The sequence below is a fragment of the Haloferula helveola genome (genome assembly GCF_037076345.1).
Taxonomy (GTDB): domain Bacteria; phylum Verrucomicrobiota; class Verrucomicrobiia; order Verrucomicrobiales; family Akkermansiaceae; genus Haloferula; species Haloferula helveola.
This window is the reverse complement of sequence record NZ_AP024702.1, coordinates 5,437,390-5,459,131: the sequence shown is the minus strand read 5'-3', so window position 1 is coordinate 5,459,131 and position 21,742 is coordinate 5,437,390. Positions and strand designations below refer to the sequence as shown.

Here is a 21,742-nt window from a genome sequence, read left to right as displayed (position 1 = left end):
CCCAGTGGCGGGCTGCCGGGCCGGGAGGCGCTACGGCGAGGTGTCCGTGAACTCGAGTTGGAAAAACCGGACGTTGCTACCGGTCCACGCGGGGTCGGTGAGTTCCAGAGTGACCTCGTCGATGTCCGGATAGCCGGGGAGCGGGGTTTCCGAGATTCGCGGTGCGTCAGGTGCGGGGATGATCGCCGGCGGGGAGGCCAGGTCGATGGTCGTGGTTACGTCGAGTTGGACGGACGGAGGAAGCAGATTGGACTCCAGGAAGATCAGTTCGACCGTGCCGCCACTCTTCTGGATTCGGAACGGCGCGGTCGGGATGGTCGGATCGGTCGGATCGAGGCCGTGGATCCACTCCATTTCGTTGGTGAGTCCGTCGCCGTCGAAGTCGTTGCCGCGATCCGCGTCACCGTTGGCAATCTGCGCCGGCGTGAAGTAGATCGACTGGAAGTCGGCATAGGAGAGCGGGCCGGTCAGTTCGAAGCTCAGAACGACCTGTTTGTTGGTCGCATCGACATCGACGACGAACTCCCCGAAGCCGAGCGGTTGCTCGATCGTGTCGAAGTTGCCGCTCAAGGTGCCGGTGCATGCCATGATCACGAAGGTGTCGCCTGGCGACGGCACGAAGCCGTTGAGGAGGATCGGCTTGAGGGTTCCACCGAGGGATAGGCTGCCGGTGACCTGAAGCAGGTCGTTGCCGGTGGTATCGAGTTCGATCTCGAACCGGCTCGTCGGCGTCGGAGCGGGGGAGCCCGTGATCGAGAGTGTGCCGATCGACGCGCCCGGCGCGATGGTGCCGTTGTTCGTGAAGGTCGAGGCGGTCGACATGTTGAACGTTCCGTTGCCTCCGATCACGCCATCGGTCTCGTTGACGAAGTCTCCGTAGATTGTTGCCGTGGCACCGGATTCGACGCGGAAGCCGCCGTGGTTCGCCGAGGAACTGAGCGGGAAGGTGTCTCCGAACTGGGTTGAATTGGAAACCACCACGCTGCCGGAGTTCTCCAGCGTCGGTTCAAAGGTCCGGTTGCCGGTGCCTGCGAACTCCACGGTGCCGGTCGCCGAGTTGATGAACTTTGCGGTCGAACTGCTGGCGTAGTGCTCGACCCTGCCGGAATTCGTGCCGTCGATGCGGAAGGTGCCGTGATTGGTGAAGTCGTTCACATGGAGATTCAGATCGGCGAATCCACCGGTCGTGGTGTCGAGGGTGAACGATGCACCGGCTTGATTGGTGGTCGCGCCGAAGAAGTAGTTGTTGGCGAACGAACTCGAATTGGAGCCCTCCACGGTGAGGTCGCCTCGATTCACCAGCGAGATGTTCGTATTCATCGACCGGAAGCGCGAGGGAGCGGCTGCCTGTGTTGTCAGGATGCCCGGGCCGTTCATGACTCCGCGATAGAGGTTCAGGTCCAGGTCTCCCGACATCCAGTCGGAGTTGAGCGTCAGGGTGGCGGCGTTCAGGACGAATCCACCGGTCCCGTCCACGCTGAAACCCGGCTCGAAACTCACTGCGCCGTCATCGGTGCCGCCAGGTCCATAGATGTAGAATTCGGCTCCAGGGCCGACGTCGACGTTGCCGCTTACAGTGAGCGTTTGCGGATTCAGGTTGGCGCCGACATTCACCCGTGTGCTGCCGGCGGTGATGTTGAGGCCGCCCACGAGGTTCACGTTCTCGAACCCGGACAGGGTGGAGTTCGCGGCGGTGGTCATCTGTCCGGAATTGCTGAAAAACGACGTCGCCGACGAATTGCCCGTGAAGTTCAGCTCGCCGCCGGTGGAGCTGAGGATACCGGAGTTGTCGAATGACAGAATGCTGGAAAATGTCCAGTTGGCCGCCGCGGCGATGGTCCCGCTGTTCACGTGGGTCGCATCGATGACGCCGTCGGTGAAAGTCGTGCTGAGGACTTCGAACAGTCCGCGGTTGTCGATCGGCACGTCGAAATCACGGGTCCCGTTGCCATCAATGGTTACCGTGCCGGTCGATTCGTTGATGAAGGTGGCGGTGGAGGTCGAACTGTTGGCCAACTGGATGCGGTTGGTCGTGTTGCCGGTGAAATCGACCTGTCCGTAATTGGTAAGGTCCTCGTTGTTGAGGTAGGTTCCGATGAATCCGCTGATCGACGAATCGAGCGAAAGGACGCCGTCGCTCTCGTTGGTGAAGGCGCCGTAGAAGTAGTTGTAGCCGCCGCTGCCGGTGCCGACCGCCTCGACGGTGGCCGAGGCGTGGTTGGACACCGGGACCTGGACCAGCGAGTTGCGGAAGCGGAAGCTGCTGCCGTTCTGGAGCAGCAACGATCCGGTGCCGGTGAGGGTGGATTGGTAGAGGCTGACGGTGGAAGCGCCCGGATTCCAGTCGTCGTTGAGGGTGGTGGTTAGCCGCTGGTGATGGATGTCGCCACCGCCATCGAGTGTGAAGCCGGGTTCGAAGGTGGCGAAGGCGTCATCCTTGCCGTTGGGGCCGTCGATGATGATCGAGGCGCCGGGCGCGACCTCGATGTTGCCGCTGTGGGTGAGGAACTGGTCGTTGAGGTTGAGGCCGATGTTGATCCGGAGTGTATCGGCGTTGACGTTGATGTCGCCGCCGTTGCTGACGTTCTCGCATCCGGTGATCGTCGAGGATGCGGTGGTTGTGAGCGTCCCGGTATTGCTGAAGATCGAGGCAGGGGAATTGTTTCCGCCGAAGTAGAGGTCGCCTCCGGTCGAGACGAGGTCGGCTTGGTTGTCGAAGGAAAGGAAGCTCGATACGGTCCAGTTGGACCCGGCGTTGATGGTGCCCGTATTGACGTGGGAGGCATCGGTGATGCCGTCGGTGGTGGTTGCGGTCTGGATGTTGAACTGGCCGCGGTTGTCGATCGGCACGTCGAAGTCGCGGGTGCCGGCGCCGTCGATCGTGACCGTGCCGGTCGATTCGTTGACGAAGGTGGCGGTGGAGGTCGAACTGTTGGCCAACTGGATGCGGTTGGTGGTATTGCCAGTGAAATCCACCTGTCCGTGGTTGGTGAGGTCCTCGTTGTTGAGATAGGTTCCGATGAATCCGTTGATCGACGAATCGAGCGAAAGCACGCCGTTGCTCTCGTTGGTGAAGGCGCCATAGAAGTAGTTAAAGCCGGCGCTGCCACCGCCGGCCGCTTCGACGGTGGCCGAGGCGTGGTTGGACACCGGGACCTGGACCAGCGAGTTGCGGAAGCGGAAGGTGCTGTCGTTCTGGAGCAGCAGTGATCCGGTGCCGGTGAGGGTGGATTGGTAGAGGTTGACGGGCGAGGCGCCGGGATTCCAGTCGTCGTTGAGGGTGGTGGTCAGCCGCTGGTGGTGGATGTCGCCACCGCCGTCGAGGGTGAAGCCGGGCTCGAAGGTCGCGAAGGCGTCATCCTTGCCGTTGGGGCCGTCGAGGATGATCGAGGCGCCGGGCGCGACCTCGATGTTGCCGCTGTGGGTGAAGAACTGGTCGTTGAGGTTGAGGCCGATGAGAATGGAAGTCGTGCCGGAGTTGACGTTGATGTCGCCGCCATTGACGACGTTCTCGAAACTGCGGATCGACGAGGTGGTTGTCGTCGTCAGGCTGCCGGTGTTGGTGAACAGCGAGGCGGCATTGTTGTTCCCGGTGAAATGGACCTCGCCGCCGGTCGAGACGAGGTCGCCTTGGTTGTCGAAGGACAGGATGTTGGACACGCTCCAGTAGTCCGCGATGTCGATCGTGCCGGTGTTGACGTGAACGGCGTCGGTGACGTCATTGGTGTTGGTGGCGGTCTGGATGTTGAGTTGGCCGCGGTTGTCGATCGGAACGTCGAAATCCCGCGTGCCGGTGCCGGTGATGGTGGCGGTTCCGGTGGTTTCGTTGATGAATTTCGCGGTCGAAGCGTTGTTCAGGTGCTCGAAACGCGCGGTGGTGTCACCAGTGAGCGTGAAGCTTCCGAAATTGGTGAAATCGTTGACGTGGATGCGCCCGGCGGCGAAGCCCGCCGGCGCCGAATCGATCGTGACCGAACCTCCGGCAAGGTTGGTGAAGGCTCCGTAGAAGCCGGTGTAGAAGTTCGGAGAGCCACCGGACTCCACTGAGACGGCTGAGGTGTTGCTGGTCGCCGTGTTGAGGTTGCTTCCCCGCAGGCGGAGTGTGGATCCGGAACTGCCGACGAAGTTGCCCGGTCCGCTGAGGGTGGAATTGTGAAATTCGACCGGAGAGGTGCCGGGATCCCACGTGCCATCGATCGTGATCCCGATCTGGCTGAAGAGCACCGTGCCTCCGCCATCGATGGTCGAGGCCGGGGAGAGAGAGACGAGACCGTCATCCGATCCCCATGGCCCATAGAACGACAGTGTGGCTCCCGGTGCGACCTCGATGTCGCCACTGTTGGTGAAGGTCTGGGGGGCGCCATTGAGGCCCAGGTTCACAGAGAGCGTGCCGCCATTGATGTTGATGTTGCCCGAGTGCCCGTGGGAGTGGAATCCGCTGATGGCTCCGCCTTGGGAAACGTTGATCGTTCCCGAGCTGTCGAAGAACGAACCAGCACCGTTGTTGCCGAGGAAGTCGAGTGCTCCGCCGGTGTAGTCGAGGAGCCCGGAGTTGTCGAATGACAGCAGGCTGCCGACGTCCCATGCGGCGGCAATGTTGACCGTGCCCGAGTTGCTGTGCACGGCGTTGACCACGCCGTCGGTCGAGGTGTTCCTGAGGATGTTGAACGTGCCCCGGTTGTCGATCGGCACGTCGAAGTTGCGGGTTCCCGTGCCGCTGATCGTCGCGGTTCCGGTCGCTTCGTTGATGAACTTGGCGGTCGAGGTGGTCTGGTTGAGCACCTGGAAGTAGGCCGTGGTGTTCCCGGTCAGGGTGAACTGTCCCTCGTTGGTGAAGTCGTTGACGTGAATGCGGCCGGCGGCAAATCCGTTCGGAGCGGAATCGATGGTGAGGGTGCCGCCGACCTGGTTGGTGAAGGAGCCGTAGAAGTTGCTGTATTGCAGCCCGGAGGTGCCGCCGGAGATCGTGGTCGCGTTTGCCGAGTTGAGGATCGGAGACGAGAGTGTCGCGCCACGGAAAGTCGTAGCCGAACCCGCGCCGATGGAGAGGGTGGACGCGCCCCCGACCGTTGCCTGGTGGATGTCGAGATCGGACGCCCCGACTGACAGCGGCTGGTTGAGGATGAGTTGGGTCCGGTAGAGGTCGAGAAAGTCGCCGGGGCTGAAGACCGAGCCGGGCTGGATGATCAGCTGGGAGCCGTCGTTGGTGGTCGACATCGAGAAGCCGCCGCCGGGGCCGACCGTGAGGGAGCCGGTGTGGTCGAAGGTCACCGCTCCGCTGCCTGCTCCCGAGACCGACATGTTGCCGCCCGACTGGAGGGAGCCGTCGTTGTCGATGTCCTGCAGCCCGCCGATCGACAGGGTCGTGCCGGCGGTGATGCTGCCGGTCGCGGTGTTGGTGAGAATCGAGCCTCCGCCCGAGTTGCCGGTGAGGGCGACCGCGCCGAGTGTCGATGACATCAGGCCGTCATTGTTGGTGTCGAAGAAGAGCGACATCGACAGGTCGCCGTTCGAAAGAACGATCGAGCCGGTATTCGAGTGAGAGGCTCCACTTCGCGCGAAGGAAAGCGAGGTGTTGGAGCCGATCGCGCCCTGGTTGTCGATCGAGAGATCCATATTGCGGCTGCCTCCGCTGCCGGCTTCCACGGTGACGGATCCGGCGGAGTAGTTCACCAGGGTTCCGGTCCCCGTCAGAGTGACGTTGGCGGGATCGCTCACGCCGAAATCGGTTCGTAGCTTGATCATGCCGCTGTTTTCGAGAGTCGAGCCGCCGATGTTGAGCGATGCCGAAAGTCCGGTGTCGCCGCGGCCGACGATGTCGATGACTCCGCCGATGTTGTTGAACCCTCCGCTCAATCCGCAACCCGCGGTGAAGAGGAGCGTTCCCCCGGTCTGGGAGCCGTTCAGCGTGATCGATCCGCTCTCGAAGTTGATGGTTCCGTTCGACTGGAAGAAGGTGCCTGAACCGATGAAATCGGAGTCGAGCATGTCGATCGGGCCGGCATTGTGGGCGACCGTCCCGTTGCTGACATAGTTCGAGTTGCTGAAAATCATGCTGTCACCGGCGAGCGTGCTGTTGCCGTTGACGGTGAAGGTCCTCGAGGTCGCGGTGAAATTCCCGGACCCGTTGTGGGTGAATTGGTCGACCGAATAGCTGCCGTCGAGAATCACGTCGTAGGGTCCCGCGGTGTTCGACAGCGTGGCGGTGGTTCCGGCGCCGTTAGGAAAGCCGGTCGACGGGCTCCAGAACACGGGGCTGCCCCAGGTGCCGGAAACGGGGCCGGCCCAGGAATAGGCCTGTCCGAACGCGGGCGTGACGAAAAATCCGAGAAGAAGGGTGATGCGGGGGGTCATGATTCCGGGGGATGGAAAAACGCTGTCGAGGGTAGGAATCCGCCGAGGGCAGGGCAAGCCAACGCTGGCAACGAATGGGTCTTGCCGGCCGGAGAGCCGCCGCTAGCGTCGCGGCGTGTCGAGCGAGCGCAGCCCGGCGCCGGTGATGGGTTGGCTGTGGCTGATGTTCTTCCTGCTGGGAATGTCGCCCGGCTTCTATGTGCCGGCCCTGACGAACATCCTGATGGCGAAGGGTCTGGACAGCCATCAGGTCCAGTGGGCGTGGCTGGCGGGCCCGGTGGCTTCGTTGCTTTCGCCGGTGTGTGTCGGTGCGCTCGCGGACAACCGCTTCTCCGCCGAACGGCTGATGGGATGGATCGGACTCGGCAGCGCGATCCTGCTTGCGGGTGCGTTCGCCGTGCTCGATGTCGGGCTCTCACCCTGGTGGTTTATCGCGCTGCTTTTTGCGAGTTCGATCGTTGCCGCGCCCATGTGGAGCACGCTTGCGAGCATCTCGATGGTGCACCTCAAGTCCGGCGAGCGGGAATTTCCGCTGGTGCGTTTGGGCGGAACGATCGGCTGGATGATCGCGGGCTACGCGACGAGTTTGGTTCTGAATGCCGACGCCTCCCCGGTTGCGGGGTATGCCGGTGCGGGAGTCAGGATGGCTGGTGGATTCGTCGCCTTCTTTCTGCCGAAGACTCCGCCGCTCGGTCGCTCGCGATCCTTGCGCACGCTGATGGGATTCGATGCGTTCAAGCTCCTCCGCGAACGCGACCATTGCGTGTTCTTCGCGACCACGGCCCTGCTTTCGATCCCGCTGGTCGCATTCTATATGTGGACGCCGCGCCATCTCGAGGATGCGGGTGATCCGCACGCCACGGCGACGATGGCATTGGGGCAGTTCAGCGAGATTCTCGCGATGCTGCTGATGGCGGCGCTGATCAGTCGGTTCCGGGTCAAGACGCTGCTGCTGGTGGCGCTTGGTCTTTCGGCAGTGCGCTACGGGCTTTTCGCGTGGTCCGGGGCGAGCGGCGGACGCGCCGGGTTGGTGACCGGAGTCGCGCTGCACGGCATGTGCTACACCTTTTATTTCATCACCGCGCAGCTGTTCCTCGACCGACGTGTTCCGCCGGCGATGAGGACCCAGGCTCAGGGCCTGCTGTCGCTTTTCTCGAACGGGGTCGGGAGTCTGGTCGGCACGGTGGTGGTGAGGTCCCTTTATGATTACACCGTCCCGGCGGGCCGGGGCGGATGGGAAGTCTACTGGGGACTACTCGGCGCGATGATCGTGGCGATTACCATCGGTTTCGCCTTCGCCTACGTTGGCGTGCCCGCTGGGAAACGGCAGAACGAGTGATCCGCCGGACCTCGTGAGGATTACGGCAACCCCCAGTCGCTACGATACTTGCCGTATTCCGCCTTCGGGAGCAGGACGTAGAGCGGCTTCTTGTCCGGGTCGATCCATGCGATGAGCGAGCGAAGGCGTTCTTCGGAAACGGTGGTGCAACCGGCGGTCGGTTTCGAGCCGCCGCCGCGCCAGATGTGGAAGAAGATCGCGCTTCCGGCACCCGGCTGGATCTTGGGAGCGGCATTGTGCGCGATGAAAAGCTTGAGCGAGTGGGCCGGGTCGTTCTGCCGCATCTGCTGCTTCTTCTCCCATGCGGTCGCGGGCTCGTGGTCGAGAATCAGGTGCCGGTTATAGCTCGAAGATGACGAGTCCTCGACCCACAGGTCCCGGGTGGTGATCTTGCGATAGAAGAGCTTCGGGTGCTTCTTGATCTGCGCATCGTAGCCCCATGCCCCGCCGATGTGGAAGACGCCCCCGGGCGCTTTCCAGTCGCCCTCCTTCTTGGTGGTTGCGCCTTGCGGCAGCGGGTGGATGCCCGCGCCCCAGACCAGTCCGGATTTGCCAAGGCGTCCCGGCCACGGTCCGAGGGCCTTCACCCACTTGCCTCCTTTCTTTTCGTAGGCGGTCAGCGTGACGTGGGACGAGTTCCAACCCTCGCTGATCCCGACCACGCATTGGGATGAGCCGGAGGTCAGGTTGCCGAGTGCCGCGATCGCAGTAAGCAGGAAGAGGGCGAGAATCTTCATGGTGGAGAGGTGCAAGCGAAGTGGTGCCCGGTCAAGTGAGGGCTTCGAGTTCGCTGACGAGAAATGCGTGGCCGGCTCCGTGTTCGTCGACGGAGTGACGGTCCGCGGCCTCGTTCGGACGGATATGGGGGAGGAGGAATTCTCGCTGCGTGATCAGTCTGAGTTGGCGGGCATAGGGTGACGACCAGCGGGCGAGATCGCTGAAGTTCACATCGGCTGTGAGGTCCTGATGTCCGGGGCGGGCGAAGGCTTCGGCACCGGTCAGATGCTGGTGGTGGAAGTAGGCCCGGACGCTGCCTCCGGGTTGCCGACGGTAGAGGTCCGCGACTTGAGATCCGTAGTCGATGGTCAGCATTCGGCCGGCCTTCCACCGGGCGAGCGACTCGTCGAGCCAATCGTGGTAGGCCTCGGCGACCTCAATGATCTGGCCTACCGGGAAACTGCGTTCGAACAGAGTGGAGTCCGGAAGGCGCTCGGTCGCCCTCCACAGTTCCTCGCCGGGGAGGAGGTGGCACTCGTGCCATCCTTCTTTCTCCCTGCGGAAGCGCCGGACCGGGAAAGCGTCGGCGAACTCGTTCGAGTAGAGGCAGGCCTTGCCATCGCATGCCGCCAGAGCCTCGGCAGCCGTCTCGTGAAACCGGACCCGGCTGCCGAGTCGCTCTTGCTGGAGTTTGCGGAGCGGGGCCGAGGATTCGACCAGATGAAGCCGAATCCGCAAGCGGCGGTGCCACGGCAGGTTCCGGAGAACGGTCGAGGCCAGTTCCCCGGACCCCGGGCCGAGTTCGATCAGATCGCGGCAGTCGGTGGCGGCCATAGCGCCGACCGCCCAGTCGGCGATGGCGGTTCCAAGGGCCGGCGACAGGGTGGCGGTGGTGGAGAAGTCACCCCGGGCGCCCACATCGCGGATACGTCGGGCGTAGTATCCCTGCGAAGGATCGTGCAGCGCGGCCGCCATGAACCGGTCGAAGCGCAGCGGTTCGGGGGGGGCGGACCAAGGGAACATCGTGAAGGAGGACCTGCGGTCCGATGACGGGAATTTCAACCGTGTCGTGATCAAAAGAACAACGCGAACTTGACCCGGCGCTAATCTGTTGGACGATGAGTGAGGAAATGTGTCGTTGGTTGATTCTCATAGCGGTTGCGGCTTTCGCAGCCTGCGAGAAACCGCGCCCGGTCACTGACCCCGCCACCACCACCAAGGTCACGCCGCTCGAGGAGGTGGAGAAGATTCTCAACGTCGAACCGAAGGAGGACCCGCCGCCCAAACCTCCGGTTGAGAGCACCGACGAAGGGAAGCCGGTCATTCCGGTAGCCGAGCGGGTGCCGGACAAGCCGGGGTTCGTGATCAGCCCCTACAACGGCAAATGGATCGACGTGACCGGCGTGCCGGCTGGCGAGTTGATGGCCGATCCGCACTTCCCCGCAGAGGACAAGAAGTACTTCAAGGTGCCCGAGTTGCCCGAGCCGCCCCCGGCGGAGGAAGGCGACGGGGAACAGGAAGCGCCGCCCGGGGACGAGACGCCTGAGGTGATCTGAGGCAGAAGCGTGAGCGGACCGCTTCGCCCGCCGATCAGCGGTCCGGGAAGATGATCGTCACTCCGCAGCTGGGGCAGTGTTTGGCCTCCTGCTTCCGGGCGCCGATCGAAATGCTGAGGGGTGGTGGTCCGGCGACCCGCTTGCCGCCGATGAACTTCTGCATCGAGCTCGCGTCGTCGGGCAACCAGCGGAGAGTGCCGTCGACGTTGCCGCGGATCAGGCGGGCACCGCATCCGGGACAGTCGTCCATGGTGTCCGGCAGCGGATCGCTTGCCGGACTGGTGTAGGGATCATCGCTCATCGGCTGGGAATCACCTCGACCGTGAAACCCTTGAGGTAGTGGGTCTCGGGCAGTGCCGGAAGGATCGGGTGGTCGTCGCGCTGGGAATGTTCGGCGACCATGCGGATCGTCTTCTTCGCGTCGACCGACGCCTCGACGAGGTTCGACAGGAACAGCTCGCGCCCGGCGTGGTGGGAGCAGCAGAAGGTCGACAGGATGCCACGCTTGTCGAGGAGCTTGAGGGAACGCAGGTGGATCTCCTTGTACCCGCGCATGGCGTCCTTCAGGGTCTTCTTGTTCCGGGTGAAGCTCGGAGGATCGAGGATGATCAGGTCGTATTCCGGACTCGCGTGTTTGAGGAAGTCGAAGACGTTGTGTTCGAGGACCTCGATGTCCAACCCGTTGCGCTCGGCATTCCGGCGGGCCGACTCGCAGGCGGTCGAGGAGATGTCGACCGCGGTGACCTTCGCCGCGCCAGCCTTGGCACAGGCAAGGGCGAAGCCGCCCTGATTGGTGAAGCAGTCGAGCACCCGCTTGCCTTTGGCCAACCGGGCGACCTCGGTGTGGCTCGCGAGCTGGTCGAGATAAAGGCCGGTCTTCTGGCCGTCGAGCAGGTCGATCTCATACTCCAGCCCGTTCGCCACCGCCACCGTCGGTCCGGAAAGTTCGCCATCGAGAATCCGGATTTCGGTTTCGAGCCCCTCCGGCTTCAGCACCGGCGCGTCGTTGCGAAGGATGATGCACTCCGGCGAAAGAACTTCATTCAGCGCGCTCCGGATCAGGTCGAGGCGCTGGTGCATGGCGAGGGTCAGCACCTGCACGACCAGATGCGGGCCGTAGCGGTCGACGATCAATCCGGGAATGCCGTCCGACTCGCTCCACACGACGCGGCACAGGGTGTCGTCGATCCCGCGCGACTGTCGCAGCTCGAGCGCCTGACGGATCCGGCGCACGAAGAAGTCCGCATCGAGATCCTGGCGTCGGCGTGAAAAGCGTCGGGCGATGATCTGCGAGTTCGGGTTGTAGATCGCGCTGCCGAGCTGCCGGTCGCGGAAATCCTTGAGCGTGACGACATCGCCCGGCTGCGGATCGCCGAAGGTCTTCTTCACCTCGGTGCCGTAGACCCATTCGTGGCCGTGGAAGATGCGGGCGCGGGGAGCGATGACGAGTCCGGGCATGCGCGGGAAGAAACAGGGCGGGCGAGCCGGAAGCCAGCACGAAGATTCGGCGGCGTTCAGCCACGGCGAGGTGTGACAAGGGCCTGCCGCCGCGCCCGTATCCCGACCCATGATCCCACTTCGATGGATTCCGGCTGCGGCGCTCGTGATATTGGGAACGGTCATGGCGAAGGATCGGGAGGGTTTCGATCCCGGGTTCTATGCCTTTGAAAACGGAGTGAAGTTCCCGTCCGTCGCCGAGGGTGCCCACGCGATGAAGGAAATGGGCTACGCCGGAGTCGGCTCGGTCCATCCGAATGTGCTCGGCAGTTTCCTGAAGGAGTTCGATGCGGCCGGCCTGCGGGTATTCAGCATCTACGTCGGTGCTCAGGTTGGCGAAGGTGCCGAGACCGAGTTTCCGGCCATCTCGAAGGCCGTTTCACAACTGAAAGGGCGTGATGCGTTGGTGGAGCTGTTTGTCCGGAAAGGGAAAGCAACGACCGACGCCCACGCGGTGGCGTTCGTGCGAAAGGTCGCGGCCGAGGCGAAGGAGGCCGGCCTGAAGGTCGTTTTGTATCCCCATTCCGGCTTCTACGTCGAAACGGTCGACGATGCGGTGCGGATCGCGAAGGCGACCGGAGCCGAAAACATCGGAGTGGCCTTCAATCTCTGCCATTTCCTCAAGGTCGAGCCCGAGAGCGACCTCAGGGCGACGCTGGATAAGGCCGGCCCGCTGCTGTGGAGCGTGAGCACCTGCGGGGCCGAAGCGGGCGGTTCGGACTGGCGCGCCCTGATCCAGCCGCTGGATCGGGGGGATTTCGATCAGGCCGGTTTGCTCCGCCATTTGCGCGAGATTGGCTACCGGGGAGACGTCGGGCTGCAGTGCTACGGGCTGAAGGAGCCTTCCACCGCCCATCTCCCGAAATCGCTCGATGCGTGGAAGAGGATCCGTGCTTCCGTGGCCGAGTAGCCTCCATCGACCGAGATTCCCCTTGCTAGCGCGCGGAGGGGCCAGTAAATCCCTCGCCACCAAAGTCATGGGACAGCAGCACAGGAAAGTCATCAAACGCCGCCGCCGGAAGGAATACCTCAAGCGCAAGGAGGCGAATGCCAAGCTCGGCGGACTCGCGAAGAAGAGCGTCGCCAAGAAGGAAGCCGCGCCTGCCAAGAAGGCCGCGAAGAAGACGGCGAAAAAGGCCGCCAAGAAAACGGCAAAGAAGGCCGCCAAGAAGGCTCCGGCCAAAAAGGCCCCCGCCAAGGAGGCTCCCGAGGCTGCGGAAGAGGACAAGGGTGCGACCTCCGAGGAGGAGTAAGCCCGATTTCCACGAATTTTTCGAAGAGCCGGTTGCCCTCGGGCGCCGGCTCTTTTCTTTGTCCTCATGGAACGCTTGCTGGTGGTCGACGGGCACAGTGCCGTCTTCGCGATCGACGAACTGCGGGAGCTGCACCACGGACCGCGCCGGCACATGGCGCGGCTCGAGTTGGTGCGGCGTCTGCGCGATCTTGGTGACCGTAGCGGCTGGAAGGTGGTCGTGGTGTTCGACGGCCGACGGACCGAGCGGAATTTCGAGGGCGGGACGGAAGACGGGATCCTCGTGGTCTATTCCAAGGGCACCGAGACCGCTGACACGGTGGTCGAGCGGATCGCCGCGCGCTTTGCCGAGAAGGGTGACGAGGTGCGGGTGGCGAGCAATGACCGGATGGTGTTGACTACGGCACTCGCTTTCGGCGCACACGGAATCCGAATCGAGGCGCTGGAGCAGTGGATGGCCGACGCGCAGGGCGAGTGGGAGATTGGCTGATTGAGGGGTTGAGGTGCCGGGCCCGCCGAATCAGCATTGCGGCGCGATGGCATTCACGGTGGACCGGGCATTCGATCTGATCAGCGGCGCGCACGGTCGCGAGCGGCTCGCCCACGCGTTCCTGATCAGCGGACCACGCGGCAGCGGTAAGGAAGAGCTGGCGGCGCGACTGGTGAAACTCCTCCAAAGCGACGGAGGCGGCGGAATCGACCTGTTCGGGGAGCCGGTGAAGGAGGAAGCGCCGCCTCTGGACGAATTGGCGGGTGACGGTGTCCGCATCCTCCGGCCCCAGTCGAAATCGCGCAGGATCACGGTCGACAGCATCCGCGAGCTTGAGAAATCGCTGCATGTCGTCGCCGGCCCGAATGCGTGGAAGATCGGCGTGATTGCCGACGCCGACCGGATGGTGCCTGCGGCCGAGAACGCATTTCTCAAGACTCTCGAAGAACCTCCGCCGCGCACCCTGCTGCTGCTGCTCACCGAGAATCCGGGAGCACTGCTGCCGACGGTGATTTCCCGCTGCGTGCGGCTGCCGCTGATCGGGACGCCCGGGCTCCTGGAAGGTGGCGGGCGCGAGTTGGTCGAGGCGCTCAATGCCGCGGCATCGCAAGGTTTCGGCGGTCCCGCCATCGCACTCGGGCTCAAGGCGGTGTTCTCGGCGATTCTCGTCGAACGCAAGGCCGAGGCCGAGGCGGCGGGGAAGGAACTCCTCAAGGAGGAAGAGAAGGCGCTGAAGCAGGCGGTCGAGGGCGACTGGCTGAAGCGCCGCGAGGAGGCGCTTAAGGCGGTCGCGGAATCGGACTACCTCGCCGACCGGGATCGGCTCTTCGATGTGCTGCAGTCTTGGATGGCCGATGTGCTGAGGGCCAAGACGGGGAGTGGCGGGTTGGAGTTCGCCGAATGTGCCGGGGAGACGGCTGCCGTTGCGGAAGGCGAGTCATTGCCGGGCCTGCTGACCCGCATGGATGCCTTGGAGGAACTGAGGGCCAACCTGAGGACCAATGCGCAGGAGCAGCTCGCGCTCGAGGTCGGGTTCCTCAAGGCGTTCGGCTGAGTCGCCCGGAGCTATTTCTTACCCCGCCCGGATCCCAGACGAGGGGAGAGGCCGAAGGCAAACGCGACGCGCTTCGCTCCGCGCTCGAGCAGGGCTTCGAGCGCGTCGAAGATCACATCGACGCCGCCGGCCCAGTCTTTCGATTGCCATGCGGACTCCGCCATGCCGAGAACGTCATCGAGTTCCTCGTCGGAGAGGAAAGGTTCAAGTCCGTAGCCGACCATCAGTGAGGCATCGTGGCGGACCGGGTCGATGACCAACAGCACCGCACGGTTCTCCGATCCCTTCTCGGTTTCGCTACCGAAGCCGACCAGATTGAAGAGCCAGAAGGTGTGCAAGGACAGCGGGTGCTCGTCAGGAAAGTGGCGGAAGACGACCTGCACCCGGACCTGCGGGAAACGGTATTCGATCTTATCGATGCGTTTCCGCAGCGACTTCTTCTCGGCCGGCAAGAGCGCGTCCGTATCGTCGCTGACCGCGGGGTCGATCCGGGGCAGGGGGCCGAGGAGCTTCGCCGCCCGCTCGAGGTTGAGCCGACACGCCGGGCACTCCGGGCTGTTTTCCCGGAGTGGTCCTCGGCAGTACGGGCAGAGCATGGGGTTGGGGGCTTACTCGGTTTCCTCAGGCTTGATGATCACCTGGATGGCCTTGTCGGTCGCGTAATACTTCCCGGCGAGCTCGTTGACTTCGTCGAGCGTGATCGAAGCCACATCGTCGCGGCGCCCGCGGGCGAGTTCGAACTTGCGCTCGTTCTCGGTGCTGCCGGACATCACCGCTCCGAGCCAGTAGCTGTTGTCCCGCATCGACTTGTCGATGTCTGCGAGCAACGGCTTGAGGGCCCGGTCGAGTTCGTCGTCGGTCGCGCCGCCGGACGCGAGGGTCTTGGCCAGGCCGACCGTGACTTCGGCCAGTTGCTCGGCGTCCTCGGGCTTGCCTTCGATCATCGCGATCATGAAACCGAAGTCATCAAGCGTGCTGGATCCGCTGGCGCCCGAGTTCGGGCTGTAGGAGGCACCGAGTTTCTCGCGGATCTCCTCGCGCAGCCGGTCGCCGAAGATGTCGGCGAGCAGATTCAGGCGGCGGAAGGTTTCCTCGTTGTCCTTCGGTCCGATCGCCTTCCAGAGGACGACCGCCTGGCCGACGGGGATCTTGCTCTCGTAGGTGAGGTTCTTGGTTTGCGGTGTCTCCGGGAACTCGACCTTCAGCAGGGCGTCATCCGGGGCGCTCCGGGGCTTGCGTTTTTCGATCGCCCCGAAGGTCGCGAGCACGAGCGGCTTGAGCGTTTCGGGATCGAAGTCACCGATGATGTTCAGTTCGATCGGAGCAGGGACGAACTCGGCATCGAGCCACTCGCGGACGTCGTCGACCTCGTAGCCGAGGAACACGTCGGCGGATTCCGGGAACGCAAAGCGCGGGTCGTCGCCACGAATCCACGAGCTCATTTTCTGCATCGACCCGGCGGCGGTGTGCTTCATCTGCTGGAAGATCATCGGCACCGCCTTGCGGAACTGCTCGACACCTTCCTGCCGGTAGCCGGGATGCAGGAGTTGGGCGGTCATCGCCTGCAACTGCAACCCGAGGTCTTCCGGAGTCGTTCCGCCGGAGAGAGAGAAGGAATCCTCATCGACCGAGAAACCGAACGAGACGTTCTTGCCGGCGAAGATCTGCTGCAATTCGTCGACCGAGTGCACGCCAATGCCACCACCCTCGACCACGGCCGTGGCGAAATCGCCCAGCCCGACCTTGTCCTTCGGCTGGACCAGTTTGCCTAGCCCGATCCGTGCTGCGATGCGGATCCGGTTCTTTTCGAAGTCGGTCTGCTTGAGGTTCACGGTCACGCCATTGTCGAGGACCAGCCGGGTGATCCCGAGACCCTCGATCTCCTCTTCCGATTCCACCAGGCCGGGTTGACCGAAGTCGGTGTAGGCGAAGGCGGCGACTTCCGTTTCCTCGGGCGCCTCGACGGTCTGTTCGGAGGACTGCTCATAGATCTTGGCGAGTTCCTCTTTGGCGCCTTCGGGTTGCTCCTTGGTCGTCAGGATCAGGAAGTAGCCCTTGTCGGCCCAGAACTCCTTGAAGGCGGCGTGGCAGATTTCAGGGGTAAGGTCTTCCAGGGCGGCGGCGGCCACCGCCAGATTCGTCTCCGGAGAAGTCAGCACGCGACCATCGTTGATCGACCTCGCGATCGAGGTGGCCATGCCGTCCGACTTGCGGGAATCCTTCGACTTTACCGCCTGCTCGTAGGAATTGAGCAGGTTGGCCTTGGCCTCGGCGAACTCCGCCTTGGTGAAGCCGAACTCCCGCGCGCGGCGGAACTCCTGCTCCATGACCGGCACGGCGTCCTGCCAGCGGTCGTCGGCCACCGAGACATCGATGCTACCAAGGGTGACGTAGTTGAAGAGGTCCTGACGGGATGCCGACCCACCGAGGATCGGGGCGCCTTCTTTCTTGGCGAGCCGGTCGAAGCGGGTGCCGAGCATCGCGTTCGCGAGTCCGAGCGGAAGCTTGGCGGCACGGTTCTCGGAAGTGTCGGCCTTCTTTTCGTAAGGCTCGATCGTGAGCAGTCCGAGTTCGGTCGCGGGCACTTCCTTGTCACTGAAGATCAGGGCCTCGAGTCCCTCGGCCTGCTTGAGGGCGCCGAGGTCGGGATCAGTCCCGGGGGCGGCGGGGTTCTCCAGCGTGCCGAATGCGTTCTTGATGCGCTCCTCCGCGGCCGCGGGCTCGATGTCTCCGACGACGATGAAGGTCATCCGCTCGGGAGTGTAGTAGCGCTCGTAGAGATCGACGAAGCGCTCGCGGGGAGCGTTCTTGATCACCTCCTCTTCGCCGATCGGGAATCGCTTGGTGATCAGCGAGTCGGGCATCAGCGTGGAAAACTGCTGTTGCATCAGTCGGTAGCTGACCGAATCGCGCGAGGTTTTCTCCGAAAGGATCACGCCGCGCTCCTTGTCAATCTCCTCGGTCTTCAGCAGGGCGCCGTCGGCGAAGTCACGCATCACGGTGAATCCGAGATCGAGCATCTCGTCGCTGAGGTCGGGCAGGTCGAGCATGTAGACGGTTTCATCGAAGGACGTGTAGGCATTCACGTGCGCGCCGAAAGCGATGCCGAGCCGCTGCATGCGCGGGATGAGTTCGTCGGGTGTGAAATTCTTCGAGCCGTTGAAAACCATGTGCTCGAGGAAGTGGGCGAGCCCGCGTTGGTCTTCCGCTTCCATCAGCGAGCCGGCGGCGATGTGGAGCCGGATGCTGACGCGCTCCGGTGGCTCGCCGTTGGGCAGAATGATGTAGCGCATGCCATTGGGAAGATTGCCGAACACGGCGCCTTCCTCCGGCTTCAGGTCGCTCGATTCCTGAGGCCACGAGCGGGGCTCGAGGGCGGTTGGCGGCGGGGTGGCCGCTTCCTCCTCTTCGATTGGCTCCGCGGCCGGAGGTGCCGGCTCGGTGGGCGGCGCTTCCGGTGGGTTGGGCCGGTTGAGGATGAATACCGTGGCGGCGATGGCCAGCAGCAGGGTCAGCACGATCGGTGCAGGGTTTCTCATGGCCGAAACCTGTTGGCTGGCCGAAGGCTTGGCAACGGCGAAAAGGGGCGGTTGGTGGTGTCCGGACTGCGAATTCCCTCAGAATTCCTATTGCCAAAAGTCCGGCGGCGTGGTGATTTCGCCGCCCGTCGATCTACCCGACCCAAAACGCGCACGTGGCGGAATTGGTAGACGCGCTAGATTCAGGATCTAGTGGCTTCACGGCCGTGGAGGTTCGAGTCCTCTCGTGCGCACCATCTTTGATTTTGGGTTCTGCGGGTGAGCTGCCCGTCACTGGCGTTCCCGACCCCGCTTGACCGCGTTGCGGAAACTACCCGTCCGCCATTCAATACTGCGGTTTCGGACAAGACGGCACCTGTAGAGTGGGCGCCAGTCATGTCACCGGGAGGTGGAAGTGGCGGGCCGGGCGAGGTTACTCACGCCTTGCTTCCCGATGGACTTCCCGGCAACAACCCTCGCGGCGTTCGGTTCCGGCCCCGCCGCCCTCCATTCCCTGATCCCACCGACTCTTCCCAACCATGAGCTCCAGCAACAAAGAAGTATTCCGCGGCACCATTCCGGCTCTTATGACCCCCTGTTCGGAAACGGGCGTCCCGGACTTCGACGCCCTCGTCCAGACCGGCAAGGACCTGATCGCGGAAGGGATGGATGCTGTCGTTTACTGCGGTTCGATGGGGGATTGGCCGTTGCTCACGGATGAGCAACGTCAGGAAGGCGTCAAGCGCCTCGCGGATGCGGGTGTGCCGGTAATCGTTGGGACTGGAGCGCCGAGCACCCGTCAGGCCGCCGCCCACGCCGCCCACGCGCAGGAAGTCGGCGCCGTCGGCCTGATGGTGATTCCGCGTCTGCTTTCCCGCGCCACGTCCGTTCCGGCCCAGCGCGATCACTTCAATGCCGTGTTCAAGGCCGGTAGCGAGCTGCCCGCGGTCATCTACAACAGCCCCTACTACGGTTATGAGACCAAGGCGGACCTGTTCTTCCAGCTTCGCGACGCGAACCCGAATCTCGTTGGGTTCAAGGAATTCGGCGGAGCTGCCGCGATGACCTACGCCGCCGAATACATCACCAGCGGTGATCCGGATCTTATCCTGATGGTCGGTGTCGACACGCAAGCCTACCATGGCTTCGTCCGTTGCGGCGCCTACGGTGCGATCACCGGTGTCGGCAACGCGCTGCCGAAGGAGATCCTGCGGTTCGTCGAGCTCTGCAAACGGGCCGCTGCCGGCGATGCCCAGGCCCGCAAGTATGCCGCCGAGCTTGAAGAGGCACTGACCGTTCTCTCGCGCTTCGACGAGTGCGCCGATCTGGTTCTCTACTACAAGGGTCTGATGGTGCTCGAAGGGCACAGCGCCTACCAGCACCAGCTGAATGCGACCGACCGCCTTTCTCCGAGCCAGGATGCCTTCCTCAAGGACCAGTGGCAGCTGTTCCGCTCGTGGTGGTCGAACTGGGCGGGTGCCAAGGACTGAAGGGCCCTGTCCCGGTGACTTCCGGGACTGCATAACCGGGGCCGCTAGGGTGCTCCGGTCCGTGATCGGGTGCCCAATTGGCTGAGCTGTCTGCGAGGAATCGCGGGTTGCTTCGGTATCGGATAGGGAACGGGTTGGCCCGTCGGCAAATCTTCTCGAAATCGAGGTGAGGCCGTGGCGGTCCGCCCATCGGTTTCGAACCCATGCCTTCCATGACCCGACCTTTCGCATTCCTTTGCCTCATCGCCGGCCTCGCAGGCGTTCTTCCCGCCTCGGAAAAGCCCAACGTCCTGGTCATCGCCATCGATGATCTGAACGACTACATCTCACCGCTCGACAACCATCCCGGGATCAAGACCCCGAATTTCGAGCGTCTTGCCGAACGTTCGGTAACCTTCAGCAACGCCCACTGCGCGGCCCCCGCCTGTCATCCGTCGCGTGTCGCGGTGATGACCGGCGTGCACCCGGTGAAGTCCGGATTGTATCGGAATCTCTTCGGTGCCCATGGGCCGAGATGGCGTCACGAGTCTCCGGTTCTCGAGGATGCCGTGGTCCTGTCGCAGCACTTTCGGAATCACGGGTACCGTGCTGTCGGAGGAGGGAAGATTTTCCACACCTTGCAGTGGACGAAGGGTGACTCGCAGAACGATCCCGATGCGTGGGACGACTATCGCGGCGATCCCCTTGATCCGATCTCGGCCGATTGGCCCCGCCCGGCATTTGTCAGGACAAGGAAGCAGGATGACGGCTTCGTCGGAAAACGTCCGCTCGGTCACCATCTGTTCGGCGCGGCTCCGGTCGAGCTGTCGGAGGAACAGGGAGACGGTGCGGTCGTCGATTGGGCGATTAGGCAGATGAATCACGAAGCCGACGAGCCTCTCTTCCTCGCCGTCGGTCTGTTCCGACCGCACATCCCCTGGGAAGTCCCGCAACAGTGGTTTGATCTTTATCCGGAGGAGTCGGTGCAGCTTCCGGCACACCGCGAAGACGATCTCGACGATGCTCACAGCCATGGGCGGGAAAGCTGGCATGCGTGGGTGAAGGCCAACCGTCAGTGGAAGCATCTGATGCGGGGTTACCTGGCCTCGATCAGCTACGTCGATCACCAGCTTGGCCGTCTTCTCGACGGTCTTGATGCCTCACCGATGGCGAAGGACACAATCGTCGTTCTGTGGACCGACCACGGATTCCACATCGGAGAGAAGGAGAACTGGGAGAAGTTCGCGCTGTGGGAGCAGACGACACGCGTGCCTCTCTTCATTTCCGCACCCGGAGTTTCCAAGGACGGAGAGCGGACGCGCCAACCGACGACCCTCACCGATCTCTATCCGACCCTGTGCGAACTTGCCGGGCTTCCTGTTCCCGAGCAATGCACCGGGGCTTCCGTTGTCCCGCAACTTAAGGCACCCGGGAAAGTGGATGACCGCGTCTCGCTGACCTCGTATGTCTTCCGCGGCCCGGGCGGCAAGCCGTCGCACGGAGTCAGCGACACCAAATTCCGCTACATCCGCTACGCCGACGGTTTCGAGGAGCTCTACGATCTCGAGAAGGACCGCAACGAGTACCTGAACCTTGCAACGGATCCGGAGTTTTCCGGGATCAAGGCGGGGTTTTCAGCTCGACTGCCGAAGGTGGTCGCCCCCGACGTGGATGTGGCGAGGGACTCGCCCTACCACCGGCCGGCGAAGAGGAAGTAGGGAGGCCGACTCTCGCTTCGGTCGGAAGGAAGTGTTCGTTACCGCGCGACTTTTCGCAGCGGGGATGGTTCACCGATCCATCATGAAGACCTCTTTGTTTCTGATTCCGCTGATGACTGTCACTGTTCCCGCCCTTGCTCAGGAGCGCGACCGCGAGACCGACCGCCGACCGATGAACCGACCGGTGCCGCCGCTGATGAAAGCGCTGGACCGCAACGGCGATGGCGCGCTGCAGCAGGAGGAAATCGACATGGCCGTGGCTTCGCTGCGTCAGCTGGATAAGGACGAGGATGGCACGGTAAGCCCGCAGGAAATGGGCGGGGCTCCGCGTGGGGATCGTCCCGATGCCCGCCCGGATGGCGAAGGGCGACCGCAGCGACCCGATGGCAATCAGGATGGCGATGCCCGGCCGCAGCGCCGTGACGGCGCGCCCGAAGGAGGAGACCGGCCGCAACGTCCGGGTGGTCCACAAGGTGGAGGTCCTGACCTTTCTCGCATCGATACCGATGGCGACGGCAAGATCAGCAAGGAGGAGGCTCCCGAGCGGATGAAGGAGCGCTTCGACATGATCGATTCCAACGGCGACGGCTTCATCGACAAGGCCGAACAAGAGGAGATGATCAAACGCCTGCGCGAGCGCTTTCAGCAAGGCAATCGGGAAGGGCGTCCGGGCATGCAGCGGGATCGCCGCGGTGGTGGGGACACTTCCGGTGGCGAGGTCCCGAAGCGGCCCGCTCCGATCGAGTGATGCCCCGCAAGTCCTGACCCACAAGCTTGC

General features: G+C 63.4%; 16 protein-coding genes and 1 tRNA gene. 10 read left to right on the top strand and 7 right to left on the bottom strand.

The genetic code is table 11. The features are described 5' to 3' along the window. Positions 1–30: 30 nt before the first annotated feature. The gene (locus tag HAHE_RS20870) at positions 31–6,354 is read right to left on the bottom strand and encodes a hypothetical protein (RefSeq protein ID WP_338687231.1); all 6,324 of its coding nucleotides are present in this window, start codon (positions 6,352–6,354) and stop codon (positions 31–33) included. A 115-nt stretch (positions 6,355–6,469) separates the two neighbouring features. Between HAHE_RS20870 and HAHE_RS20865 the strand changes: the two genes are divergently transcribed. Then, the gene (locus HAHE_RS20865) at positions 6,470–7,693 is read left to right on the top strand and encodes an MFS transporter (protein WP_338687230.1); all 1,224 of its coding nucleotides are present in this window, start codon (positions 6,470–6,472) and stop codon (positions 7,691–7,693) included. Between the two features lie 20 nt (positions 7,694–7,713). Here HAHE_RS20865 and HAHE_RS20860 read toward each other — a convergent pair whose 3' ends face one another. Continuing rightward, a complete protein-coding gene (locus HAHE_RS20860) occupies positions 7,714–8,430 on the bottom strand; it encodes a L,D-transpeptidase family protein (RefSeq protein WP_338687228.1) in 717 nt (238 codons plus the stop codon). A gap of 31 nt (positions 8,431–8,461) precedes the next feature. Continuing rightward, positions 8,462–9,433, bottom strand: coding sequence for an SAM-dependent methyltransferase (locus HAHE_RS20855; protein WP_338687227.1), 972 nt, complete (start codon positions 9,431–9,433; stop codon positions 8,462–8,464). Between the two features lie 95 nt (positions 9,434–9,528). Here HAHE_RS20855 and HAHE_RS20850 point away from each other — a divergent pair, with 95 nt between their 5' ends. Next, positions 9,529–9,966, top strand: coding sequence for a hypothetical protein (locus tag HAHE_RS20850; RefSeq protein ID WP_338687226.1), 438 nt, complete (start codon positions 9,529–9,531; stop codon positions 9,964–9,966). Between the two features lie 34 nt (positions 9,967–10,000). Here HAHE_RS20850 and HAHE_RS20845 read toward each other — a convergent pair whose 3' ends face one another. Both HAHE_RS20845 and HAHE_RS20840 read right to left on the bottom strand, forming a co-directional pair. Then, entirely contained in the window at positions 10,001–10,267 is a 267-nt protein-coding gene (locus HAHE_RS20845; RefSeq protein ID WP_338687225.1) for a PF20097 family protein, read from the bottom strand. After that, positions 10,264–11,424, bottom strand: a complete 1,161-nt coding sequence (locus HAHE_RS20840; protein WP_338687223.1) for a class I SAM-dependent rRNA methyltransferase — start codon at positions 11,422–11,424, stop codon at positions 10,264–10,266. Before HAHE_RS20840 ends, HAHE_RS20845 begins: the two co-directional genes overlap by 4 nt. Before the next feature lie 109 nt (positions 11,425–11,533). Here HAHE_RS20840 and HAHE_RS20835 point away from each other — a divergent pair, with 109 nt between their 5' ends. From HAHE_RS20835 to HAHE_RS20820, 4 genes are all read left to right on the top strand, one after another. Then, positions 11,534–12,373, top strand: coding sequence for a sugar phosphate isomerase/epimerase family protein (locus HAHE_RS20835; protein ID WP_338687222.1), 840 nt, complete (start codon positions 11,534–11,536; stop codon positions 12,371–12,373). Positions 12,374–12,440: 67 nt separating this feature from the next. Next, on the top strand, positions 12,441–12,716 hold the full coding sequence (locus HAHE_RS20830) for a hypothetical protein (protein WP_338687220.1): 276 nt from the start codon (positions 12,441–12,443) through the stop codon (positions 12,714–12,716). Positions 12,717–12,782: 66 nt separating this feature from the next. Beyond that, complete coding sequence (locus tag HAHE_RS20825; protein ID WP_338687218.1) at positions 12,783–13,205, top strand: NYN domain-containing protein; 423 nt, start codon at positions 12,783–12,785, stop codon at positions 13,203–13,205. 46 nt (positions 13,206–13,251) lie between these two features. Continuing rightward, entirely contained in the window at positions 13,252–14,259 is a 1,008-nt protein-coding gene (locus HAHE_RS20820; RefSeq protein WP_338687217.1) for a hypothetical protein, read from the top strand. 11 nt (positions 14,260–14,270) lie between these two features. Here HAHE_RS20820 and HAHE_RS20815 read toward each other — a convergent pair whose 3' ends face one another. Together HAHE_RS20815 and HAHE_RS20810 are read right to left on the bottom strand one after the other, a co-directional pair. Beyond that, on the bottom strand, positions 14,271–14,855 hold the full coding sequence (locus tag HAHE_RS20815) for a TPM domain-containing protein (protein ID WP_338687216.1): 585 nt from the start codon (positions 14,853–14,855) through the stop codon (positions 14,271–14,273). A 12-nt stretch (positions 14,856–14,867) separates the two neighbouring features. Continuing rightward, positions 14,868–17,798 (bottom strand): M16 family metallopeptidase, encoded by a 2,931-nt coding sequence (locus tag HAHE_RS20810; RefSeq protein ID WP_338687214.1) that lies wholly within the window; start codon positions 17,796–17,798, stop codon positions 14,868–14,870. A gap of 149 nt (positions 17,799–17,947) precedes the next feature. On the opposite strand from HAHE_RS20810, the gene HAHE_RS20805 reads away from it, so the two are divergent. From HAHE_RS20805 to HAHE_RS20790, 4 genes are all read left to right on the top strand, one after another. Further along, positions 17,948–18,034: transfer RNA gene (locus tag HAHE_RS20805), tRNA-Leu, on the top strand. Between the two features lie 282 nt (positions 18,035–18,316). Beyond that, positions 18,317–19,267 (top strand): dihydrodipicolinate synthase family protein, encoded by a 951-nt coding sequence (locus HAHE_RS20800; RefSeq protein WP_338687213.1) that lies wholly within the window; start codon positions 18,317–18,319, stop codon positions 19,265–19,267. A 212-nt stretch (positions 19,268–19,479) separates the two neighbouring features. Next, entirely contained in the window at positions 19,480–20,964 is a 1,485-nt protein-coding gene (locus tag HAHE_RS20795) for a sulfatase (protein ID WP_338687212.1), read from the top strand. An 82-nt stretch (positions 20,965–21,046) separates the two neighbouring features. Next, complete coding sequence (locus HAHE_RS20790; RefSeq protein WP_338687210.1) at positions 21,047–21,712, top strand: hypothetical protein; 666 nt, start codon at positions 21,047–21,049, stop codon at positions 21,710–21,712. Positions 21,713–21,742: the final 30 nt, after the last annotated feature.